This is a genomic window from Aeromonas sp. PI_26 (assembly GCF_027854445.1).
Taxonomy (GTDB): Bacteria; Pseudomonadota; Gammaproteobacteria; order Enterobacterales; family Aeromonadaceae; genus Aeromonas; species Aeromonas veronii.
The window spans coordinates 317,502-334,822 of the sequence record NZ_JAJNOE010000001.1; the positions used below are offsets into that span (position 1 = coordinate 317,502).

The 17,321-nt window shown below is 58.3% G+C and carries 14 protein-coding genes and 1 tRNA gene; 9 read left to right on the plus strand and 6 right to left on the minus strand.

Annotation, left to right across the window (positions count from 1 at the left end; all coding sequences use genetic code 11):
- Window positions 1-50 precede the first annotated feature (50 nt).
- The 3 genes from LRL22_RS01390 to LRL22_RS01400 all read left to right on the plus strand — a co-directional run bounded on the left by LRL22_RS01390 (window position 51) and on the right by LRL22_RS01400 (window position 3,407).
- Window positions 51-1,085 (plus strand): sensor histidine kinase, encoded by a 1,035-nt coding sequence (locus LRL22_RS01390; RefSeq protein ID WP_216954098.1) that lies wholly within the window; start codon window positions 51-53, stop codon window positions 1,083-1,085.
- 76 nt (window positions 1,086-1,161) lie between these two features.
- Window positions 1,162-2,505: a sigma-54-dependent transcriptional regulator gene (locus tag LRL22_RS01395; protein WP_270904534.1), complete on the plus strand. Its 1,344-nt coding sequence runs from the start codon at window positions 1,162-1,164 to the stop codon at window positions 2,503-2,505.
- Between the two features lie 140 nt (window positions 2,506-2,645).
- A complete protein-coding gene (locus LRL22_RS01400; RefSeq protein ID WP_058056054.1) occupies window positions 2,646-3,407 on the plus strand; it encodes a Nif3-like dinuclear metal center hexameric protein in 762 nt (253 codons plus the stop codon).
- A 239-nt stretch (window positions 3,408-3,646) separates the two neighbouring features.
- Here LRL22_RS01400 and purN read toward each other — a convergent pair whose 3' ends face one another.
- Together purN and purM are read right to left on the minus strand one after the other, a co-directional pair.
- Window positions 3,647-4,285, minus strand: coding sequence for a phosphoribosylglycinamide formyltransferase (purN, locus tag LRL22_RS01405; RefSeq protein ID WP_270904535.1), 639 nt, complete (start codon window positions 4,283-4,285; stop codon window positions 3,647-3,649).
- A complete protein-coding gene (gene purM / locus LRL22_RS01410; RefSeq protein WP_021231046.1) occupies window positions 4,282-5,319 on the minus strand; it encodes a phosphoribosylformylglycinamidine cyclo-ligase in 1,038 nt (345 codons plus the stop codon). Before purM ends, purN begins: the two co-directional genes overlap by 4 nt.
- A gap of 176 nt (window positions 5,320-5,495) precedes the next feature.
- Here purM and upp point away from each other — a divergent pair, with 176 nt between their 5' ends.
- The 3 genes from upp (at window position 5,496) to hda (ending at window position 8,096) form a co-directional block, all read left to right on the plus strand.
- The gene (gene upp / locus LRL22_RS01415) at window positions 5,496-6,122 is read left to right on the plus strand and encodes a uracil phosphoribosyltransferase (RefSeq protein WP_005334115.1); all 627 of its coding nucleotides are present in this window, start codon (window positions 5,496-5,498) and stop codon (window positions 6,120-6,122) included.
- A 150-nt stretch (window positions 6,123-6,272) separates the two neighbouring features.
- A complete protein-coding gene (locus tag LRL22_RS01420) occupies window positions 6,273-7,292 on the plus strand; it encodes a DUF2066 domain-containing protein (RefSeq protein ID WP_270904536.1) in 1,020 nt (339 codons plus the stop codon).
- Between the two features lie 102 nt (window positions 7,293-7,394).
- Window positions 7,395-8,096 carry a DnaA inactivator Hda gene (gene hda / locus LRL22_RS01425; RefSeq protein WP_021231044.1) on the plus strand — a complete coding sequence of 234 codons (702 nt, stop codon included), beginning with the start codon at window positions 7,395-7,397 and terminating at the stop codon, window positions 8,094-8,096.
- A 192-nt stretch (window positions 8,097-8,288) separates the two neighbouring features.
- Here hda and aceA read toward each other — a convergent pair whose 3' ends face one another.
- The 4 genes from aceA to LRL22_RS01445 form a co-directional block, all read right to left on the minus strand.
- Window positions 8,289-9,602, minus strand: coding sequence for an isocitrate lyase (aceA, locus tag LRL22_RS01430; protein ID WP_005344572.1), 1,314 nt, complete (start codon window positions 9,600-9,602; stop codon window positions 8,289-8,291).
- Between the two features lie 73 nt (window positions 9,603-9,675).
- Window positions 9,676-11,283 (minus strand): malate synthase A, encoded by a 1,608-nt coding sequence (gene aceB / locus LRL22_RS01435; RefSeq protein ID WP_270904537.1) that lies wholly within the window; start codon window positions 11,281-11,283, stop codon window positions 9,676-9,678.
- Between the two features lie 687 nt (window positions 11,284-11,970).
- Window positions 11,971-12,111 carry a hypothetical protein gene (locus LRL22_RS01440; RefSeq protein ID WP_005334106.1) on the minus strand — a complete coding sequence of 47 codons (141 nt, stop codon included), beginning with the start codon at window positions 12,109-12,111 and terminating at the stop codon, window positions 11,971-11,973.
- Between the two features lie 223 nt (window positions 12,112-12,334).
- Window positions 12,335-12,411: transfer RNA gene (locus tag LRL22_RS01445), tRNA-Pro, on the minus strand.
- 249 nt (window positions 12,412-12,660) lie between these two features.
- On the opposite strand from LRL22_RS01445, the gene tadA reads away from it, so the two are divergent.
- The 3 genes from tadA to pstA all read left to right on the plus strand — a co-directional run bounded on the left by tadA (window position 12,661) and on the right by pstA (window position 17,314).
- Window positions 12,661-13,206, plus strand: coding sequence for a tRNA adenosine(34) deaminase TadA (gene tadA / locus LRL22_RS01450; protein ID WP_425292785.1), 546 nt, complete (start codon window positions 12,661-12,663; stop codon window positions 13,204-13,206).
- A gap of 203 nt (window positions 13,207-13,409) precedes the next feature.
- Entirely contained in the window at window positions 13,410-15,647 is a 2,238-nt protein-coding gene (locus LRL22_RS01455; protein ID WP_069527165.1) for an ABC transporter permease subunit, read from the plus strand.
- A 17-nt stretch (window positions 15,648-15,664) separates the two neighbouring features.
- Window positions 15,665-17,314 carry a phosphate ABC transporter permease PstA gene (gene pstA, locus LRL22_RS01460; protein WP_270904539.1) on the plus strand — a complete coding sequence of 550 codons (1,650 nt, stop codon included), beginning with the start codon at window positions 15,665-15,667 and terminating at the stop codon, window positions 17,312-17,314.
- The last annotated feature ends 7 nt before the right edge of the window (window positions 17,315-17,321 follow it).

Consider the following 17,321-nt stretch of genomic DNA (forward strand, 5'->3'; position numbering starts at 1 on the left):
GGCATGGAAATTGAATGACCTGACCAAATAGCCAGTTTGAGGTCAGGTTTATGACGATCCAGCAGCAGGACATGCCACTCCAGTCCCACGAAGTGAGCCAGCTCTATGCCATCTTCAAGGCGCTCCCCACCGGGGTGTTGCTGCTTGACGGGGCTGGGGTGGTCACCCGCGCGAATCCGGCAGCCATCTCCCTGCTGGGGGAGCCGTTGGAAGGAGAGCTCTGGCGCCGCATCATTGCCCGCTGTTTTGAACCACGTGAGGATGATGGCCACGAGATCTCCCTGCGCGATGGACGACGGGTCCAGCTTTCTACCCAGCCGCTGCCGGATCAGAGCGGCCAGCTGGTCTTTATCAATGACCTCACTGAAACCCGCAAGCTTCAGGATCGCATCAACCACATGAAGCGGCTGTCGGCGCTGGGCAATATGGCGGCTTCGCTCGCCCACCAGATCCGCACTCCGCTCTCCGCCGCCATGCTCTATGCCGCCAACCTGGCCAACCGTACCCTCAAGCCGGAGTCCCGCAGCCAGTTTCAGCAAAAGCTGATGGCCCGCCTCCAAGATCTGGAGAAGCAGATCAACGACATCCTGCTGTTTGCCCGCAATGGCGACAATCAGGTGGTCACCCCCATCTCGGTACAGGGCTTGCTGGCTGAAGTGCAGGCTGGTGCCGAGGCTTTCTGTCAGCAACAGGGCTGCGAACTGCACATAGAGGCGCCGGAGCCCGATCTCTGCCTGCTGGCCAACAGCAGCGCACTGGCGGGCGCCATCAACAACCTGATCGCCAATGCCCAGCAGGCGGGGGCCACGTCACTCTTGGTCAGCGCGGTGCGCAGTGGTGTCCGGGTGGAGATGCGTGTCATCGACAATGGCAAGGGGATCCCTTCTCACCTGCTTGGTCAGGTATTCGAACCCTTCTTTACCACCCGCTCCCAAGGCACTGGCCTCGGGCTGGCGGTGGTGCAATCCGTCGTGCGTGCCCATCAGGGGGAGGTCGGTGTGGCCTCGGTTCCCGGTGAAGGCACCTGTTTTACTCTGTCGTTCCCCCTGCATCAGCAGCAGGTGCAACTTGGAGGTGCAGCATGAGCCTTGTTAAGGAGCTGTGCCTGCCGAGAGGGAGCCATATCAATGCGGCCAGGTTGGCTGTCGTGGGAGGTGTAGCATGACTCAGGCCCGGATCCTGGTTGTAGAAGATGACAATGGCCTGCGCGAAGCGCTGGTGGATACCCTTTTGCTCGGCGGTTATGAGTGCCGCGAAGCGGACAGCGGCGAGCGTGCTCTGCTGGCCCTCTCCCGTCAGCCGTTTGACATGGTGATCTCCGATATCCAGATGGGGGGAATGGACGGCCTCACCCTGCTGGCTACCATCCGCCAGCAATATCCGCAGATACCTGTGTTGCTGATGACCGCCTACGCCAATATCGACGGCGCGGTGCGCGCCATGCGCGAAGGGGCCATCGACTATCTGGCCAAGCCCTTTTCGCCGGAGGTGCTGCTCAATCAGGTCAGCCGCTATGTGCCTGCTCAGAAGGTGGAAAAACGTGCCGTGGTCTACGGGGATCCCAAAACTGCCGAGCTGTTCCAGCTGGCGACCCGGGTGGCCAGAAGCGAAGCGACCGTGATGGTGACCGGCCCGAGCGGGACGGGTAAAGAGGTGCTGGCCCGTTACATTCACGACAACTCCAGCCGCGCCGAGCAGCCTTTCGTCGCCATCAACTGCGCCGCCATTCCGGAAAACATGCTGGAGGCGACCCTGTTTGGCTACGAGAAGGGGGCTTTCACCGGTGCGGTACAGGGGTGCCCGGGCAAGTTCGAGCAGGCGCAGGGGGGCACCCTGCTGCTTGACGAGATCACCGAGATGGATCAGGGGCTGCAAGCCAAATTGCTGCGGGTGTTGCAGGAGAAAGAGGTGGAGCGGCTCGGCAGTCGCAAGATGATCCCGCTGGATGTGCGGGTCATCGCTACCAGCAACCGGGATTTGAAAAAAGCGGTGCAGGATGGTCTGTTCCGCGAAGATCTCTACTATCGCCTCAACGTCTTTCCGCTGCGCTGGTCTGCCCTCTGTGAGCGGCCCGGCGACATTCTGCCGCTGGCGGAGCACCTGCTGGCACTTCATGCCAGTCAGCAGGGGCTGCCGACACCACAGTTGACGGATGCCTCGCGGGAACGGCTGCTGGCTCACCCCTGGCCCGGCAACGTGCGGGAGCTGGACAACGTGGTACAGCGTGCCCTGATCCTCAGCCCCGACGGGGTCATTAATTGTGACCACCTCATTCTGGAGGAGCTGGACGAGCAGGAGATGGAGTTTGTCAGCGTGGAGCGCAGCTATGGTGGCGATCGCCTCGGCAGCGAGCTCAAGCAGCAGGAGCACCAGATCATCCTCGACACCCTGCAAGATTGTAACGGCAGCCGCAAGGCGGTGGCCGACCGACTCGGCATCAGCCCGCGCACTCTGCGCTACAAGCTTGCCCAGATGCGGGAGGCGGGGATCGACCTGCCAGCCTGAGGCATGTGGGAAACCGCACTGTGTGGGGGCTGTCATGGTCTTGACGGCCCGGCTCGATTATCATGGGGCCCTTGGCGCTTTGAGCCTGGGCCCTGTTTTTATTGGTAAAGCAGGGGACCGAGCCTTAATAAGGGACCCCTATGATCTCTCATCGAAAACTCGAAACCGTACTGAACCATCTGCTTGAACCGCACGCCATCAAGGATTACTGCCCCAACGGCTTGCAAGTGGAGGGGCGTGAGCGTATTCGCAAGGTAGTGACCGGTGTCACCGCCAGTCAGGCGCTTATCGACGCGGCGGTGGCTGCCGAGGCCGATGCCATTCTGGTCCATCACGGCTACTTCTGGAGCGGTGAACCGGCCCAGATCACCGGCATGAAGCAGCGTCGGCTCAAGACCCTGCTGACCCACGATATCAACCTGTTTGCCTACCATTTGCCGCTGGATGTCCACCCCGAAGTGGGTAACAACGCCCAGCTCGCCAAGCTGCTCGACATCAAGGTGCGTCGCGGTCTGGAGCCGTGGAACAGCAAGAGCGTCGCCATGGTGGGCAAGCTGGAAGAGCCGATGAGCGGCAGCGATTTTGCCAAGCTGATTGCCGAGCGTCTCGGTCGTGAGCCGCTCCACTGTGGCGACAGCGGCCCAGAGCTAATTCGTTCCGTGGCCTGGTGCACCGGCGGCGGTCAGAGCTACATCAATCTGGCGGCGGAGCAGGGCATCGATGCCTTTATCTCTGGCGAGGCTTCTGAACAGACCATTCACACCGCTCGCGAGATGGGGATGCACTTCTACGCCGCGGGCCATCACGCCACCGAGCGTTACGGCGTCAAGGCGCTGGGGGAGTGGCTGGCGACTGTGCATGGGCTGGATGTCACCTTTATCGATATCGACAATCCGGTCTAAACCTGTCCACGATCTGGCTACGAAACCGTGATCAAGGCTCATGTGCTGCTCGCTTATGTATACAGCAAAGAGTGCTCACGTATGTCCATACGCTCCGGTTCCTGGGCAGCTTGTAACCTTGTTGACGGTTTCTCGCTGCAGGTCGTGAACAGGTTTAAGCCTGTGCCTGTGGTGGGAAAATTCAGGAAACAAAAAGGAGGCCATCGGCCTCCTTTTTCACATTTCGACAAGACGTCTGCTTACTCGCAGGCGTAACCCGCGGGGCCCAGCAGGGCGCCATCCAGTTGCACGGCGCCGTCCACCATCTGCAGCCTGCCTTCGCAGAACCAGCGTACCACCAGCGGATAGATGCTGTGTTCCTGCGCCTGTACCCGTGCCGCTACCTCCTCCGCCGTGTCCCCTTCAAAGATGGGCACGCGGGCCTGCAGGATCACCGGGCCCCCGTCCAGCTCTTCGGTCACGAAGTGGACGCTGGCGCCATGTTCACTGTCACCGGCATCTATGGCGCGCTGGTGGGTGTGCAGGCCCTGATACTTGGGCAGCAGGGAGGGGTGGATATTGAGCATTCTGCCAGCGAAATAGCGCACCAGATCGCCGCTCAATATCCGCATAAACCCGGCCAGCACCACCAGATCCGGCTGATAGTCTGCCATCAGCGCCAGCAGGGCGGCGTCATACTCCTCCCGGCTGGCAAACTGCTGCTGGGCCAGAATAGAGGTCGCCACCCCCGCTTCTTTGGCGCGAACCAGACCATAGGCATCGGCCTTGTTGCTGATGACGCCGACCACTTCACCGGCAATCTTGCCGCTGGCGCAGTGCTCGAGGATCGCCTGCAGGTTGCTGCCGCTGCCGGAGATTAGGACGAGGATCCGCATCATTTAATGACGACCTGCTCCTCACCGTCTGCTGCCTTGGCGATATGACCGATGTGCCATGCGTTCTCGCCTTCTGCCTTGAGCAGGGTCAGCGCCTTCTCCAGCTGGTTGGCGGGCAGGGCGATGATCATGCCGACGCCGCAGTTGAAGGTGCGATACATCTCGTGACGGGTGACGTTGCCAGCCTGCTGCAGCCAGCTGAACACCGCCGGCCACTGCCAGCTCTGCTCATCGATCACCGCTTGGGTGTTGGCGGGCAGGACACGGGGGATGTTCTCCCAGAAGCCACCGCCGGTGATGTGGGAGAGGGCGTGGATCTCGCACTCCTTGATGAGCTTGAGCACAGGTTTCACATAGATGCGGGTCGGCTCCAGCAGGGCGTTGGCCAGAGTGGTGTCACCCAGCGGCTGATGCACGTCGGCTTTGGAGACTTCCAGAATTTTACGGATCAGGGAGAAGCCGTTGGAGTGAGGGCCGCTGGCAGCCAGGGCGATCAGGGCATCCCCTTCACCGACCTTGCTGCCGTCGATGATTTCGCTCTTCTCCACCACACCGACGCAGAAACCGGCGATGTCGTAGTCTTCCCCTTCATACATACCCGGCATCTCGGCGGTCTCGCCGCCCACCAGGGCACAGCCTGATTGCTCGCAACCGGCACCGATCCCGGTGACTACCGCGGCTGCGGTGTCCACGTCCAGCTTGCCGGTTGCATAGTAGTCGAGGAAGAACAGCGGCTCGGCGCCCTGTACGATCAGGTCATTGACGCACATGGCCACCAAATCGATGCCCACGGTGTCGTGCTTCTTCAGGTCGATGGCCAGCCGCAGCTTGGTGCCCACACCATCGGTACCGGAGACCAGTACCGGCTCCTTGTAGCCCGCAGGGATTTGACACAAGGCCCCAAAGCCGCCAAGACCACCAAGGACTTCAGGACGACGAGTGCGCTTTGACACGCCCTTGATACGTTCAACCAGTGCATTGCCGGCATCGATATCTACGCCAGCATCCTTGTAGCTCAGTGAGGTTTTGTCAGTCACGAGTATTCCCCGTCATGTAAAGAAGTGGAGGGTAAAATTCGGGGCGTATTCTAACAGTGGCGGTGAAAAACCAGAAAGGAAATCGTTTGCGCGTTTTTGCGCGGAAATGCTCTACAAGCGGTGGCTTTTGTTGTATGATTCCGCGATTTTTTTGCGGCAGGTTAGAGGAGATAATAATGAAAGTCGTTGAAGTCAAACACCCCCTGGTCAAACACAAGATCGGTCTGATGCGTGAAGGCGATATCAGCACCAAGCGTTTCCGTGAACTGGCCAAAGAAGTGGGCAGTTTGTTGACCTATGAAGCGACCTCTGACTTCGAAACCGAGAAGGTTATCATCGATGGCTGGAATGGGCCAGTAGAAGTTGACCAGATCAAAGGCAAGAAGGTAACCGTCGTACCTATCCTGCGTGCCGGCCTTGGCATGATGGATGGCGTGCTGGAGCACATGCCGAGCGCCCGCGTCAGCGTGGTCGGTATCTACCGTGATGAAGAGACCCTGCAACCGGTTCCCTATTTCGAAAAGATCGTCAGCAACATCGAAGAGCGTCTGGCGCTGGTCATCGATCCGATGCTGGCCACCGGTGGTTCCATGATCGCCACCATCGATCTGCTGAAGAAGAAAGGCTGCCAATCCATCAAGGTGCTGGTACTGGTTGCCGCGCCGGAAGGGATCAAGGCGCTGGAAGCCGCTCACCCTGACGTAGAGCTCTATTGCGCTTCTGTCGACCAGGGGCTGAACGAGAAAGGCTACATCGTGCCGGGTCTGGGCGATGCAGGCGACAAGATCTTCGGTACCAAATAAGTTAATGCCTTGACCCGCTTCCCATGTGGAAGGGGTGATCGGAGCCGGCGCATCGCCGGCTCTGCTGTTTGTGGCCGCTTGTGCCAGCCTTGCCGCAGGATGCGCCTTGCCGCTACCATAAGCACACTCTCCCATTTCGAGACTCTGTTCATGTTCAAAAGTGTTGTGACCGCCCTCTGCTGCGGCTTGTCATTCATGGCCTCGGCCGCTCAGGTGACCGACCTCTATCAGGGCAAGGCCCCGACCAGTGGTGACATGGTGGCCGCTCAGGGGCAGGCACTGGGTCAGGTGCTGATCAAGGTGACCGGCAAGCGTGACATCCTCACCCAGCCGGTGGTGGTCAAGGCGCTGGCGGCCCCGGGCGACTATGTCAAAAGCTATGGTTATCAGGATCAGGACTCCGTCAAGTATCTGAAAGCCGAGTTCAAGAGTGACAAGGTCAACAGCCTGGTTTCCGAGAGCCAGTTTGCCCTGCTTGGCCCGGCTCGTCCCCAAATGGCCATCTGGCTGGTGGTGGATCAGGGGGAGCGTCGCCTGCTGGCGGATCAATCCAGCGATGGTTGGGCGCAAGCCTTGCGCGAGCAGGCCCAGACGCTGGGGCTACCCATCAGCATTCCGCTGATGGATCTCGATGACAACATGGCGGTCAGTGCCACCGACGTCTGGGGACGCTTTGCCGACCCGATTTTGCAGGCAAGCCAGCGCTATGGCGCCGAGATGGTGGTGTTGGGCAAGCTGACACCGGAAGGTGACCAGTGGAGCATCGATTGGGGACTCTACGGCCCCAAAGCGGCCGGTGAAGTGGCCGAGCTGACCCGTGGCAATAGCACCGGCTCTCAGGCCGAAGTGGCGCAAGGGTTTGCCGATACCCTGGCGGCCTGGCTGGTGAAAAACTACGGTGCCCGCATTTCTGGTCCGGCAACCAGCCAGACCCTGGTGGTAGATGGCCTCTCCGAAGTGGACAGCATGATTGCCGTGCAGAAGATGCTGCAGGGGATGGCAAACGTCAGCAAGGTGGCGATCGGCAAGCTGGAGGGGGACCAGGTTACCTTCAACTTCACCCTGCAAGGAGATCAGGCCGAGCTGGTACGGGCGCTGCAGCTTGAGAGTCGTTTGCGCAAGGTTGACGATAATGGCAGCGGTTTGCGTTACCAATGGTCGCAGCCCTGATTTTATAAGGCTTTTGTAGACCGCCCGGCTTGCCCGGGCGGTTCTCTATCTGCCTTTGCGATGATACACTTAGCCACAAATGTCACAGTCAAAGCCCAACGAGTGAAGCAACCGGCCCAACTGTCTTTAGCCGTACAACTACCGGATGATGAAACCTTCGTCAGTTTTTATCCCGGCACCAATGCTCATCTGATCACCGCCCTCAAAAACGCGGCCATCGGTCAGGGATCACCTTTCCTCTATTTCTGGGGAGCCAAGGGATCCGGACGCTCTCATCTGCTCCACGCCACCTGTGCCGAGGTCAATGCCCGCGACGCCGCAGCCGCTTATCTCTCCCTCGATCAATTTGAACAGCTCGATCCCAGCATGCTCGACGCCCTCGAAAGCTTGCCGCTGGTCTGTCTCGACAGCCTTGAGGCGATCGCCGGCAATGCCGTGTGGGAGCGGGCGCTGTTCGATTTCTACAACCGCTGGCAGGAGAAGGGCGAGGGCACGCTGGTGGTCACTGGCTGCAGCGCGCCGCGCAAACTGGGGCTGCAATTGCCGGATCTCGCCTCGCGCCTTGACTGGGGGGTGAGTTTCCATCTCGAAGAGCTGGATGACGAAGGCAAGCTCAGTGCCCTGCAGCTGCGTGCCGAGCTGCGGGGCTTCAAACTGCCCATCGATGTGGGCCGCTTCCTGCTCAACCGACTCTCCCGCGATATGCGCACCCTGCTCACCACCCTCAATCAGCTCGACAACGCCTCATTTCGCGCCAAGCGCAAGCTGACAATTCCCTTTGTCAAAGAGATCCTCGAGCTCTGAGAACCTGGCCACGTTCTTACTGTGAGGCCGTGAGCAAGGCTCATGTGCTGCTCTTCACCTTGCTGACGGCCTCTCGTCACAGACCGTGAAGAGGTTCTATCGCTTTGTTCCTTCTCCCTTCGGGAGAAGGGTCTTTCAAAAAGAAACCCCGGCTTCAGGCCGGGGTTTTGCTATTTCAAGGCAGCTTTTTTATTAGTGGAACTGATCTTCTTCGGTGGAGCCGGTCAGCGCGGTGACCGAGGATTGGCCACCCTGAATGACGGTGGTCACCTTGTCGAAGTAACCGGTACCGACCTCCTGCTGGTGGGCCACGAAGGTGTAGCCACGGCTGGCGGCGGCAAATTCCGGCTCCTGCACCATCTCGACGTAGTGCTTCATCCCTTCGCCACGGGCGTACTGGTAGGCCAGCTCGTACATGTGGAACCACATGTTGTGGATACCCGCGAGGGTGATGAACTGGTACTTGTAACCCATATCGGAGAGCTCCTGCTGGAAGCGGGCGATGGTGGCATCGTCCAGATTCTTCTTCCAGTTGAAGCTCGGGGAGCAGTTGTAGGCCAGGATGCGATCCGGGAACTTGGCCTTGATTGCTTCGGCAAATTTACGCGCTTCGTCCAGATCCGGCTTGGCGGTTTCACACCACACCATGTCGGCGTAGGGGGCGTAAGCCAGACCGCGAGCGATGGCCTGATCGATACCGGCACGCACCTTGTAGAACCCTTCGGCAGTGCGCTCGCCAGTCAGGAAGTCTGCATCGTACGGGTCGGCGTCGGTGGTCAGCAGGTCAGCGGCGTTGGCGTCGGTACGGGCGATCACCAGGGTGGTGGTGCCGCACACATCGGCTGCCAGACGGGCGGCAACCAGCTTTTGCACCGCTTCCTGAGTCGGTACCAGCACCTTGCCGCCCATATGGCCACACTTCTTGACGGAAGCGAGCTGATCTTCGAAGTGCACGCCAGCGGCGCCCGCTTCAATCATTCCCTTCATCAGTTCGAAGGCGTTCAATACGCCACCGAAACCGGCTTCCGCATCGGCCACGATAGGCAGGAAGTAGTCGATAAAACCCTCGTCCTGCGGTCCTACCTTGTTGGCCCACTGGATCTGGTCGGCACGGGCGAAGGAGTTGTTGATGCGCTCCACCACGGACGGTACAGAGTTGGCCGGGTAGAGGGACTGATCCGGATACATGGTGGAGGACAAGTTGTTATCCGCCGCCACCTGCCAGCCGGAGAGGTAGATCGCCTCGATCCCCGCCTTGGCCTGCTGCACCGCCTGACCACCGGTCAGGGCGCCGAGGCAGTTGACGTAGCCTTTCTTGGCGTCGCCGTGGATCAGGCCCCACAGCTTGTCGGCACCGCGCTGGGCCAGGGTGTGCACCGGCTGCAAGCTGCCGCGCAGGTTCACCACATCTTCGGCGCTGTAGCCGCGCTTGATCCCTTTCCAGCGGGGGTTTTCCGCCCAGTCTTTCTCGATAGCCTGGATCTGTTGCTCACGGGTCAGTGCCATATCAGTTCCCTCTTTCATTGATTTCACGTTTCCATTGACTTGTTATTGGCGAGCCCCGCTGGGGGCCCGTGATTCAGAGCCGCTCGTAACCGGGCAGCGTCAGAAAATCGATCAGGGTGTCGGCGCAGGTGATCTCTTCCATCAGTTCACTCGCCTCGGCAAAGCGTCCTGCTTGCCAGCGTGCGGCGCCCACCTCGGCTTTGACCACCTCCAGCTCCTCGGCCAGCATCTGGCGGAACAGCTCTTTGGTCACCACCTTGCCATTCGACAGGCTCTTGCCGTGGCGGATCCACTGCCAGATGGAGGTACGGGAGATCTCGGCGGTGGCGGCATCTTCCATCAGACCGTAGATGGGCACGCAGCCGTTGCCGTTGATCCAGGCCTCCAGATATTGCAGGGCAACCCGGATATTGGTGCGCATCCCCGCCTCGGTGCGCTCGCCCTCACAGGGTGCCAGCAGGTCGGCGGCGGTGATGGGGGCATCCTGCTCACGCAGCACGCCGATCTGGTTCTTGGCACCAGCCGCAATGGTGGCATTGAACACCGCCATGGCGGTATCGGCCAGGCCAGGGTGGGCGACCCAGGTGCCATCGTGGCCGTTGTTGGCTTCGCGCTCCTTGTCCGCTTTGACCTTGGCGAAGACCTGCTCGTTGACGGCGGCATCCTTGGCCGGAATAAAGGCCGCCATACCGCCCATCGCCAGCGCACCCCGCTTGTGGCAGGTCTTGATCAGCAGCCGCGAGTAGGCTGAGAGGAACGGCTTGTCCATGGTCACCACCTGACGATCAGGCAGTACCCGATCCGGATGGTTCTTCAAGGTTTTGATATAGCTGAAGATGTAGTCCCAGCGGCCGCAGTTCAGCGCAACGATGTGATCCTTCATTTGATAGAGCAGCTCATCCATCTCGAACACGGCCGGCAGGGTTTCAATCAGCACGGTGGCCTTGATGGTGCCGCGGGGCAGACCAAACTTGTCCTCGGTCCAGGCGAATACCTCGCTCCACCAGCGCCCTTCCAGATGGCTCTGCAGCTTGGGCACGTAGAAATAGGGGCCAGAGCCTTTGGCCAGCAGCGCTTGATAGTTGTGCAGGAAGTAGAGGGCAAAATCGAACAGGCCGCCTGGGATGGGCTCGCCATCGAAGGTGACATGTTTTTCCGGCAGATGCAGACCACGCACCCGGCAGATAAGGACGGCCGGATCGGCATTCAGGGTATAAGCCTTCCCTTCCGGACTGGTGTAAGAAATGGTCTCGTTGACCGCATCGCGCAGGTTGATTTGGCCCTCGATCACCTTGTTCCAGGCGGGAGCCAGTGAATCCTCGAAATCCGCCATGAACACCTTGACGTTGGCGTTGAGGGCGTTGATCACCATCTTGCGCTCGACCGGGCCGGTGATCTCCACACGGCGGTCTTGCAAGTCGGCGGGAATGCCGCGAATGGTCCAGTCACCTTCACGGATGTGGGCGGTTTCCGGCAGGAAGTCCGGCAGCTCGCCGCCATCGATACGGGCCTGGCGTGCCACACGTTGTTTCAGCAATTCCCCTCTTTGGGGAGCAAAACGTTCCACCAGTTCGGAGACCAGAGCCACCGCGTCCGGCGTCAGAATTTGCGCGTATTCGGGCAGCATCTCGCCCTGGATGCGAAGGCGGGCGCTGCAGTGGGTCTGAGCCGGTGCCGACATAAGTTTCACTCCTTTGAGAATTACATTTTGAACTTACTAACTACGACTAAAGTCGAATCCCTGTTCTTGAAACGTTCCCGCAGCAACGGGGTAACACGATTGATAAGGTGCGAAATATTGTTGAGTACGTCAACAGTTTTTTTTAAACACCTGTTTTTTGGATATGGTTAAGTTGATGTTTTTTATTGCTTTATTGGGTTGGTATAAAAGCTCTACGCAGATGGTTATGCTCCTGCTTTTTCCCATCTGACAACGGCTAATTTGGGCCGTTACCCTGCCCCTCATTTTGTAACTTATTACGTAATAAAATTACAAATGCAAAAACAAATCCCGACCTAACTCCAGGCTTTGCCAAAACAGCCGTATAAAGTGCGTTTGAATGTGGCAATGAATGTTTTGCTATTGCTAGACCTGATTGGTGAACGCGCGTTTTAAACTTGGCGTGGTGATGCAGGCTCTGTTGGCACCAGCGGTTGCAACGATGGAAAGTGAAGCGCAATAACGTAGGTTTGTATCAGTTGTCGGGGGGAATGCCGGGGAGGAAAGGGGGAGATACATCAGTCAATAATACTGCCATCCTTGATAGAATTAGCAGTTTGTCGTTTTTTGCAGATTTCTCGCCAAGGGCCTGAAACGGAGAGAGTTGAACAGACGATGTGCTGGTGATGAGCGGCCATCTGGCCGGGCTCAATAGTCATCATCCGGTTCGGCAAGATCGATCACATCCAGCTGGATGACCTGTTCATTTTCGCTTTCGGTGTGGCAAGGGGTGTCGTGAGGAACGGAATAAAGCGTAATGGCGGGTGCGAAATCGGTGTTTTGGTTCATGCCTGGTCCTGTGTTGCACGCAAGCCGGACAGTGATCCCTTCACTCGTGTTTCCACCTCCCTGTGTTGTCTACCGGCGGAAAGTTGCGCATCTTAATGAGTTCGGCAAAAAGATTCAAGTGGTTCTGAGTGTTTTTTGTGCTTGATAGGTAGGCATCGTCAGGAGGATAAATCGGAGGCAAAAAAATAGCCCAGTCGTTTGACTGGGCTATTCTCGGGGAAAATGGTCGGTGTGAGAGGATTCGAACCTCCGACCCTCTACACCCCATGCAGATGCGCTACCTGGCTGCGCTACACACCGACGGAGTCAGACTCGGCTGACGGGAAGGAAGTCTAATAGCATGACCAAACGGGTGCAACTCCTTTTTTATCATAGAGATGCCGATTGCTTCTTTATTGCTCAGTCGGGATGCGGCTTGGGTCTGACGTGCAGATTTGGCATAATCGCCGCCCTGTCACCGCGAGCTATCATGCCTGCTATCTATGGATTCATCTGACAGGTATGGATAGCTGGAATGTAAACAGCACAATTGAACAATATAAAGAGGGGATGGGCGTGAAACCATCAGAGGTCCCAGAAATACCGAGTCAGACCGAGCAGGACGAACAGTGGATGTGCCATGCCATGGCATTGGCCGCCCGGGCCGAAGGGATTGGCGAGATCCCGGTCGGTGCCGTACTGGTGCTGGATGGTCAGGTGGTGGGAGAGGGGTGGAACCGCTCCATCAGCGAACACGATGCCTGTGCCCATGCCGAGGTGATGGCGATCCGGGCGGCGGGCAAGCAGCTGGCGAACTACCGCCTGCTCGACACCACTCTTTATGTGACGCTGGAGCCCTGCTGTATGTGTGCCGGTGCGCTGATCCATAGCCGGGTCAAGCGGGTGGTTTACGGCGCCCGAGATCTCAAGACCGGTGCCGCGGGGTCGGTGTTCGAGATCTTGCAGGACCCGCGCCACAATCATAGAGTCGAGCTGACCGGCGGCGTGCTGGCCGATGCCTGCTCGGCTCAGTTGTCGTCCTTCTTCAAGCGCCGCCGCGCCGAGAAAAAGGCGGCCAAACTGGCGCTGCAACAATCAAACGATACCCTTTTCTGAATTATTCGGGGGCAGTGCAGGCTGTCCTGCTGATTGCCCTCATAAATATTCCTTTATAAACAATATATTATGCTCTCTCTCCTTCGAAAGGATCCCCTCTCATTTTTCCGCTAACAACCTCTGTTAAAGCGCTCTCGATGTAACAAAACTGTCATGCAACCGCCATATAATGCCGCGAAGCCTAGCTTACATTGAGGTCTTGCATGTCATCGGAATCGTTAAACCTGGTCATGGCGGGCAGTAGAAAACGCCGGATCAAGGATAAATTGGCCAAATATGGCGTCACCACAGGCGGAGCCCTGGTACTGGTGGCGCTGCTGCTAATCTTCTTTTATCTGCTCTATGTGGTGAAACCCATCTTCAATGGCGCCTCCATGGAGCCGGCCACCTCGTTTACCCTGCCCGTCGCAGGGAAGACAGCCTGGCTCGGCATGGAAGAGCAGAACGAGATCGGCTATCGCTTCAGCGATAAAGGTCAGGTCAACTTCTTCGCGCTACAAGGAGATGACAAGATCAAGGTTGGCCAGTCACTGGGCCAAGCCCAGGTTGCTGGCGACATCAGCACGGCCACAACGCCGGCGCCGGGCCAAAAGCTGATTGCCTACGGCTTTGCCGATGGCAAGGCACTGGTTGTCCAGCCTGCGTTCAAGGTCTCCTATCCCAACGATGTGCGGGTGATTGAACCCAGCTTGAAATATCCCTTCGGCGAAGAGCCTGTGGTGATCGACCCGCAAGGGAAGGCGCTGCAACGGATGGTGTTCGAAGCCACCAAGGACAAGATGGCGACCGCTGCCGTGACCGAAGATGGTCGTGGCGTGATGACTGTGATGAGCGGCGAGGAGAACTTCATCTCCGGGGAGATTGAGTGGAGCAGTGAAAACTACACGATTCCCTCTTTGCCGCGTCATGTGGATCAGATGTTGCTGACCCCCAATCTGCGGATCCTCTTTGTACGTCAGGGAAATCGTCTCTCCGTCTATGACATTCATAACCTGAGCGAAATCTCCCTGCGCAACGTGCTGGAGATCAATGCCACCAACGCCAACGTGACCCGGGTCGAGCTGCTGGCAGGCGCTTCTTCGTTGCTGGTAGGTAATGACAACGGCGTCATCTCCCAGTGGTTTGAAGTGGCAAAGGATGGCAAACGTCAGTTCACCCAGATCCGTGATTTCAAGGGTGATGGCGCTGTGGATCTGTTGACTCCCGAGCACTTTCGCAAAGGCTTCATCAGTGCCGACAAGGACGGCATCATCAGCTTCTTCCACGCCACAGGCGAGACCAAGCTGCTGACCGAGACAGTAGAAGGGGGGGAACTTTCTGCCCTGGCCATCTCTCCACGCCACAATGCACTGTTGATGCAGCAAGGCGACACCTTCAAGTTGTTTACGGTTGAGAATGATCACCCCGAAGTGACCTGGTCTGCCCTGTGGCAAAAGGTATGGTACGAAGGGTATCCGGAGCCCCAGTATGTATGGCAATCCACCTCCGCCAGCAACGACTTTGAAGCCAAGCTGAGTCTGGTACCCCTTTCGTTTGGTACTCTCAAAGCCGCTTTTTATGCGCTGTTGTTTGCTGTACCACTCGGGATTGCCGGTGCCATCTATACCGCCTACTTCATGTCTCCGGGGATGCGCAAGTTTGTTAAACCGACCATCGAGATCATGGAGGCATTGCCAACCGTCATCCTCGGCTTCCTGGCTGGTTTGTGGCTTGCTCCCATTGTGGAAGATTACCTGCCGGGCATTTTTATGATGCTGGTGATGTTGCCGATGGGGATGCTGCTTGCAGCTCTGCTATGGCATCTGTTGCCTGACACTCTCAAGCAAAGTGTGCCTGAGGGCAGTCAAGCCGTCTTGCTGATCCCTGTCGTTATTCTGATTGGCTGGATGGCTCTTACTCTCAGTCCTGTCGTCGAAAATGCGTTTTTCGGTGGTGATACCCGTAGCTGGCTCACCAATGTAATGGGGATCAAATTTGACCAGCGCAACTCGCTGGTGGTCGGTATCGCCATGGGCTTTGCGGTCATCCCCACCATCTTCTCTATTGCTGAAGATGCGGTCTTCTCGGTGCCCAAGCATCTGACTCAGGGCTCGCTGGCGCTGGGGGCCACCCCGTGGCAGACCCTGAGCCGGGTGGTAATCCTCACCGCGAGCCCGGGCATCTTCTCTGCGGTGATGATGGGCCTTGGCCGCGCCGTGGGCGAGACCATGATCGTACTGATGGCCACTGGTAACACCCCCATCATGGACTTCTCCATGTTCCAGGGGTTGCGTACCCTCGCCGCCAACATTGCGGTGGAGATGCCGGAGTCGGAAGTGGGCAGCTCCCACTATCGAGTGCTGTTCCTCGCGGCCTTCGTACTGTTTGTGTTCACCTTTTTCTTCAACACCCTGGCCGAGTTTGTCCGCCAGCGGTTGCGTGAAAAATACAGCTCCATGTAACGGGCAAGGAATCGACAATGGGTAAGTGGTTTAAATCAGGGGCCCCCTGGATCTGGATGACCGGCGGTGCCGTCAGCCTGAGCCTGGTAGCGGTACTGGGTCTGTTGTTGCTGATCGGCTGGCGTGGTCTGGTCTACTTCTGGCCCCACCCTATCTATGAGTGGCAACTGGAAGACGCCAGCGGTAACAAGAGTGTGTTGGTTGGTGAAATCAATGACAGTGAGCTGGTGCCGGTTGAACGCCTGCGAGCCGCAGGATTGCCATTGGAAGGTGAAGAACGTGAGGTTTTGACCCGTTATCTGGTCAAGACCGGCAACCGCGAGTTCGTTGACCTCGATTTTCGCTGGGTTCTGGAGACTGATATCAAGTCTCAGGCTCTTCCTGTCGAGATGGCAATGATAGAGCGTACTACCAACGGCAACTTCTATGGCTATGTGGTAGAGGCCAAGGAAGATGGCGTAGTGCATGAGCAAGATTTGCACAAAGTGCTCAAGCGGATGCTGGCTCGAAGCAACGGTTTGTCTGAACAAGCCAACGAGTTGCAAAAAGGCCCCATTGGCGCCATCAACTACCAATTAGAGAAGCTGCGCCTCAAGGAACGTAAAGCAGAGCTCGAAAATGAGCTGACCGATCAGCTCAAAGTGGAGCTGGCCAGTGAGCGTCAGGCCCTCAACGAGCGTTATCAGGTGCTGGAAAAAGAGCTCTTCTCCCTGCGTAGCCAAGCCGATCGCGACGCCATCACCGTCAAGGATATGCGTGGCGAGTTGGTGACCATGCCGATGTCCAAGGTACTGGACGTGGTATGGCCCAACGACATGAGCCTGCTGGCCAAGGTGGGTCACTGGTTCCATCAGATTGGCAAGTTTGTTTCCGGTGAGCCTCGCGAAGCCAACACCGAGGGCGGGGTGTTCCCGGCCATCTTCGGTACCGTCTTCATGGTTATCCTGATGGCGATCATCGTGACCCCGCTGGGGGTGGTGGCCGCGGTTTATCTGCACGAGTATGCGGGCAAGAACAGTCTGACCAAGCTTATCCGCATTGCGGTGATCAACCTGGCGGGCGTGCCCTCCATCGTTTACGGCGTGTTTGGTCTGGGCTTCTTCGTCTACACACTCGGTGGCTCGCTGGACCAGCTGTTCTACCCGGAAGCGCTGCCGAGCCCGACCTTTGGCTCACCCGGTGTGATCTGGTCGGCGCTGACCCTGGCCATCCTGACCCTGCCGGTGGTGATTGTCTCCACAGAAGAGGGGTTGGCGCGGATCCCGAGCACCATCCGTCAGGGCTCGCTGGCACTGGGCGCGACCCAGGCCGAGACCCTGTGGCGCATCGTGCTGCCGATGGCGAGCCCGGCCATCATGACCGGCCTTATTCTGGCGATTGCCCGTGCAGCCGGTGAAGTGGCGCCGCTGATGCTGGTAGGGGTGGTGAAACTGGCACCGACCCTGCCGATGGATGGCAACTTCCCGTATCTGCATGTGGAGCGCAAGTTCATGCACCTGGGCTTCCACATCTATGACGTCGGCTTCCAGAGCCCCAACGTCGAGGCGGCCCGCCCGCTGGTCTACGCCACCTCCTTCCTGCTGGTGACGGTGATCGTGGGTCTGAACCTGACCGCTATCGGTATTCGTAACCACTTGCGCGAGAAATTCCGGTCGCTGGAGCATTAATCCGGCG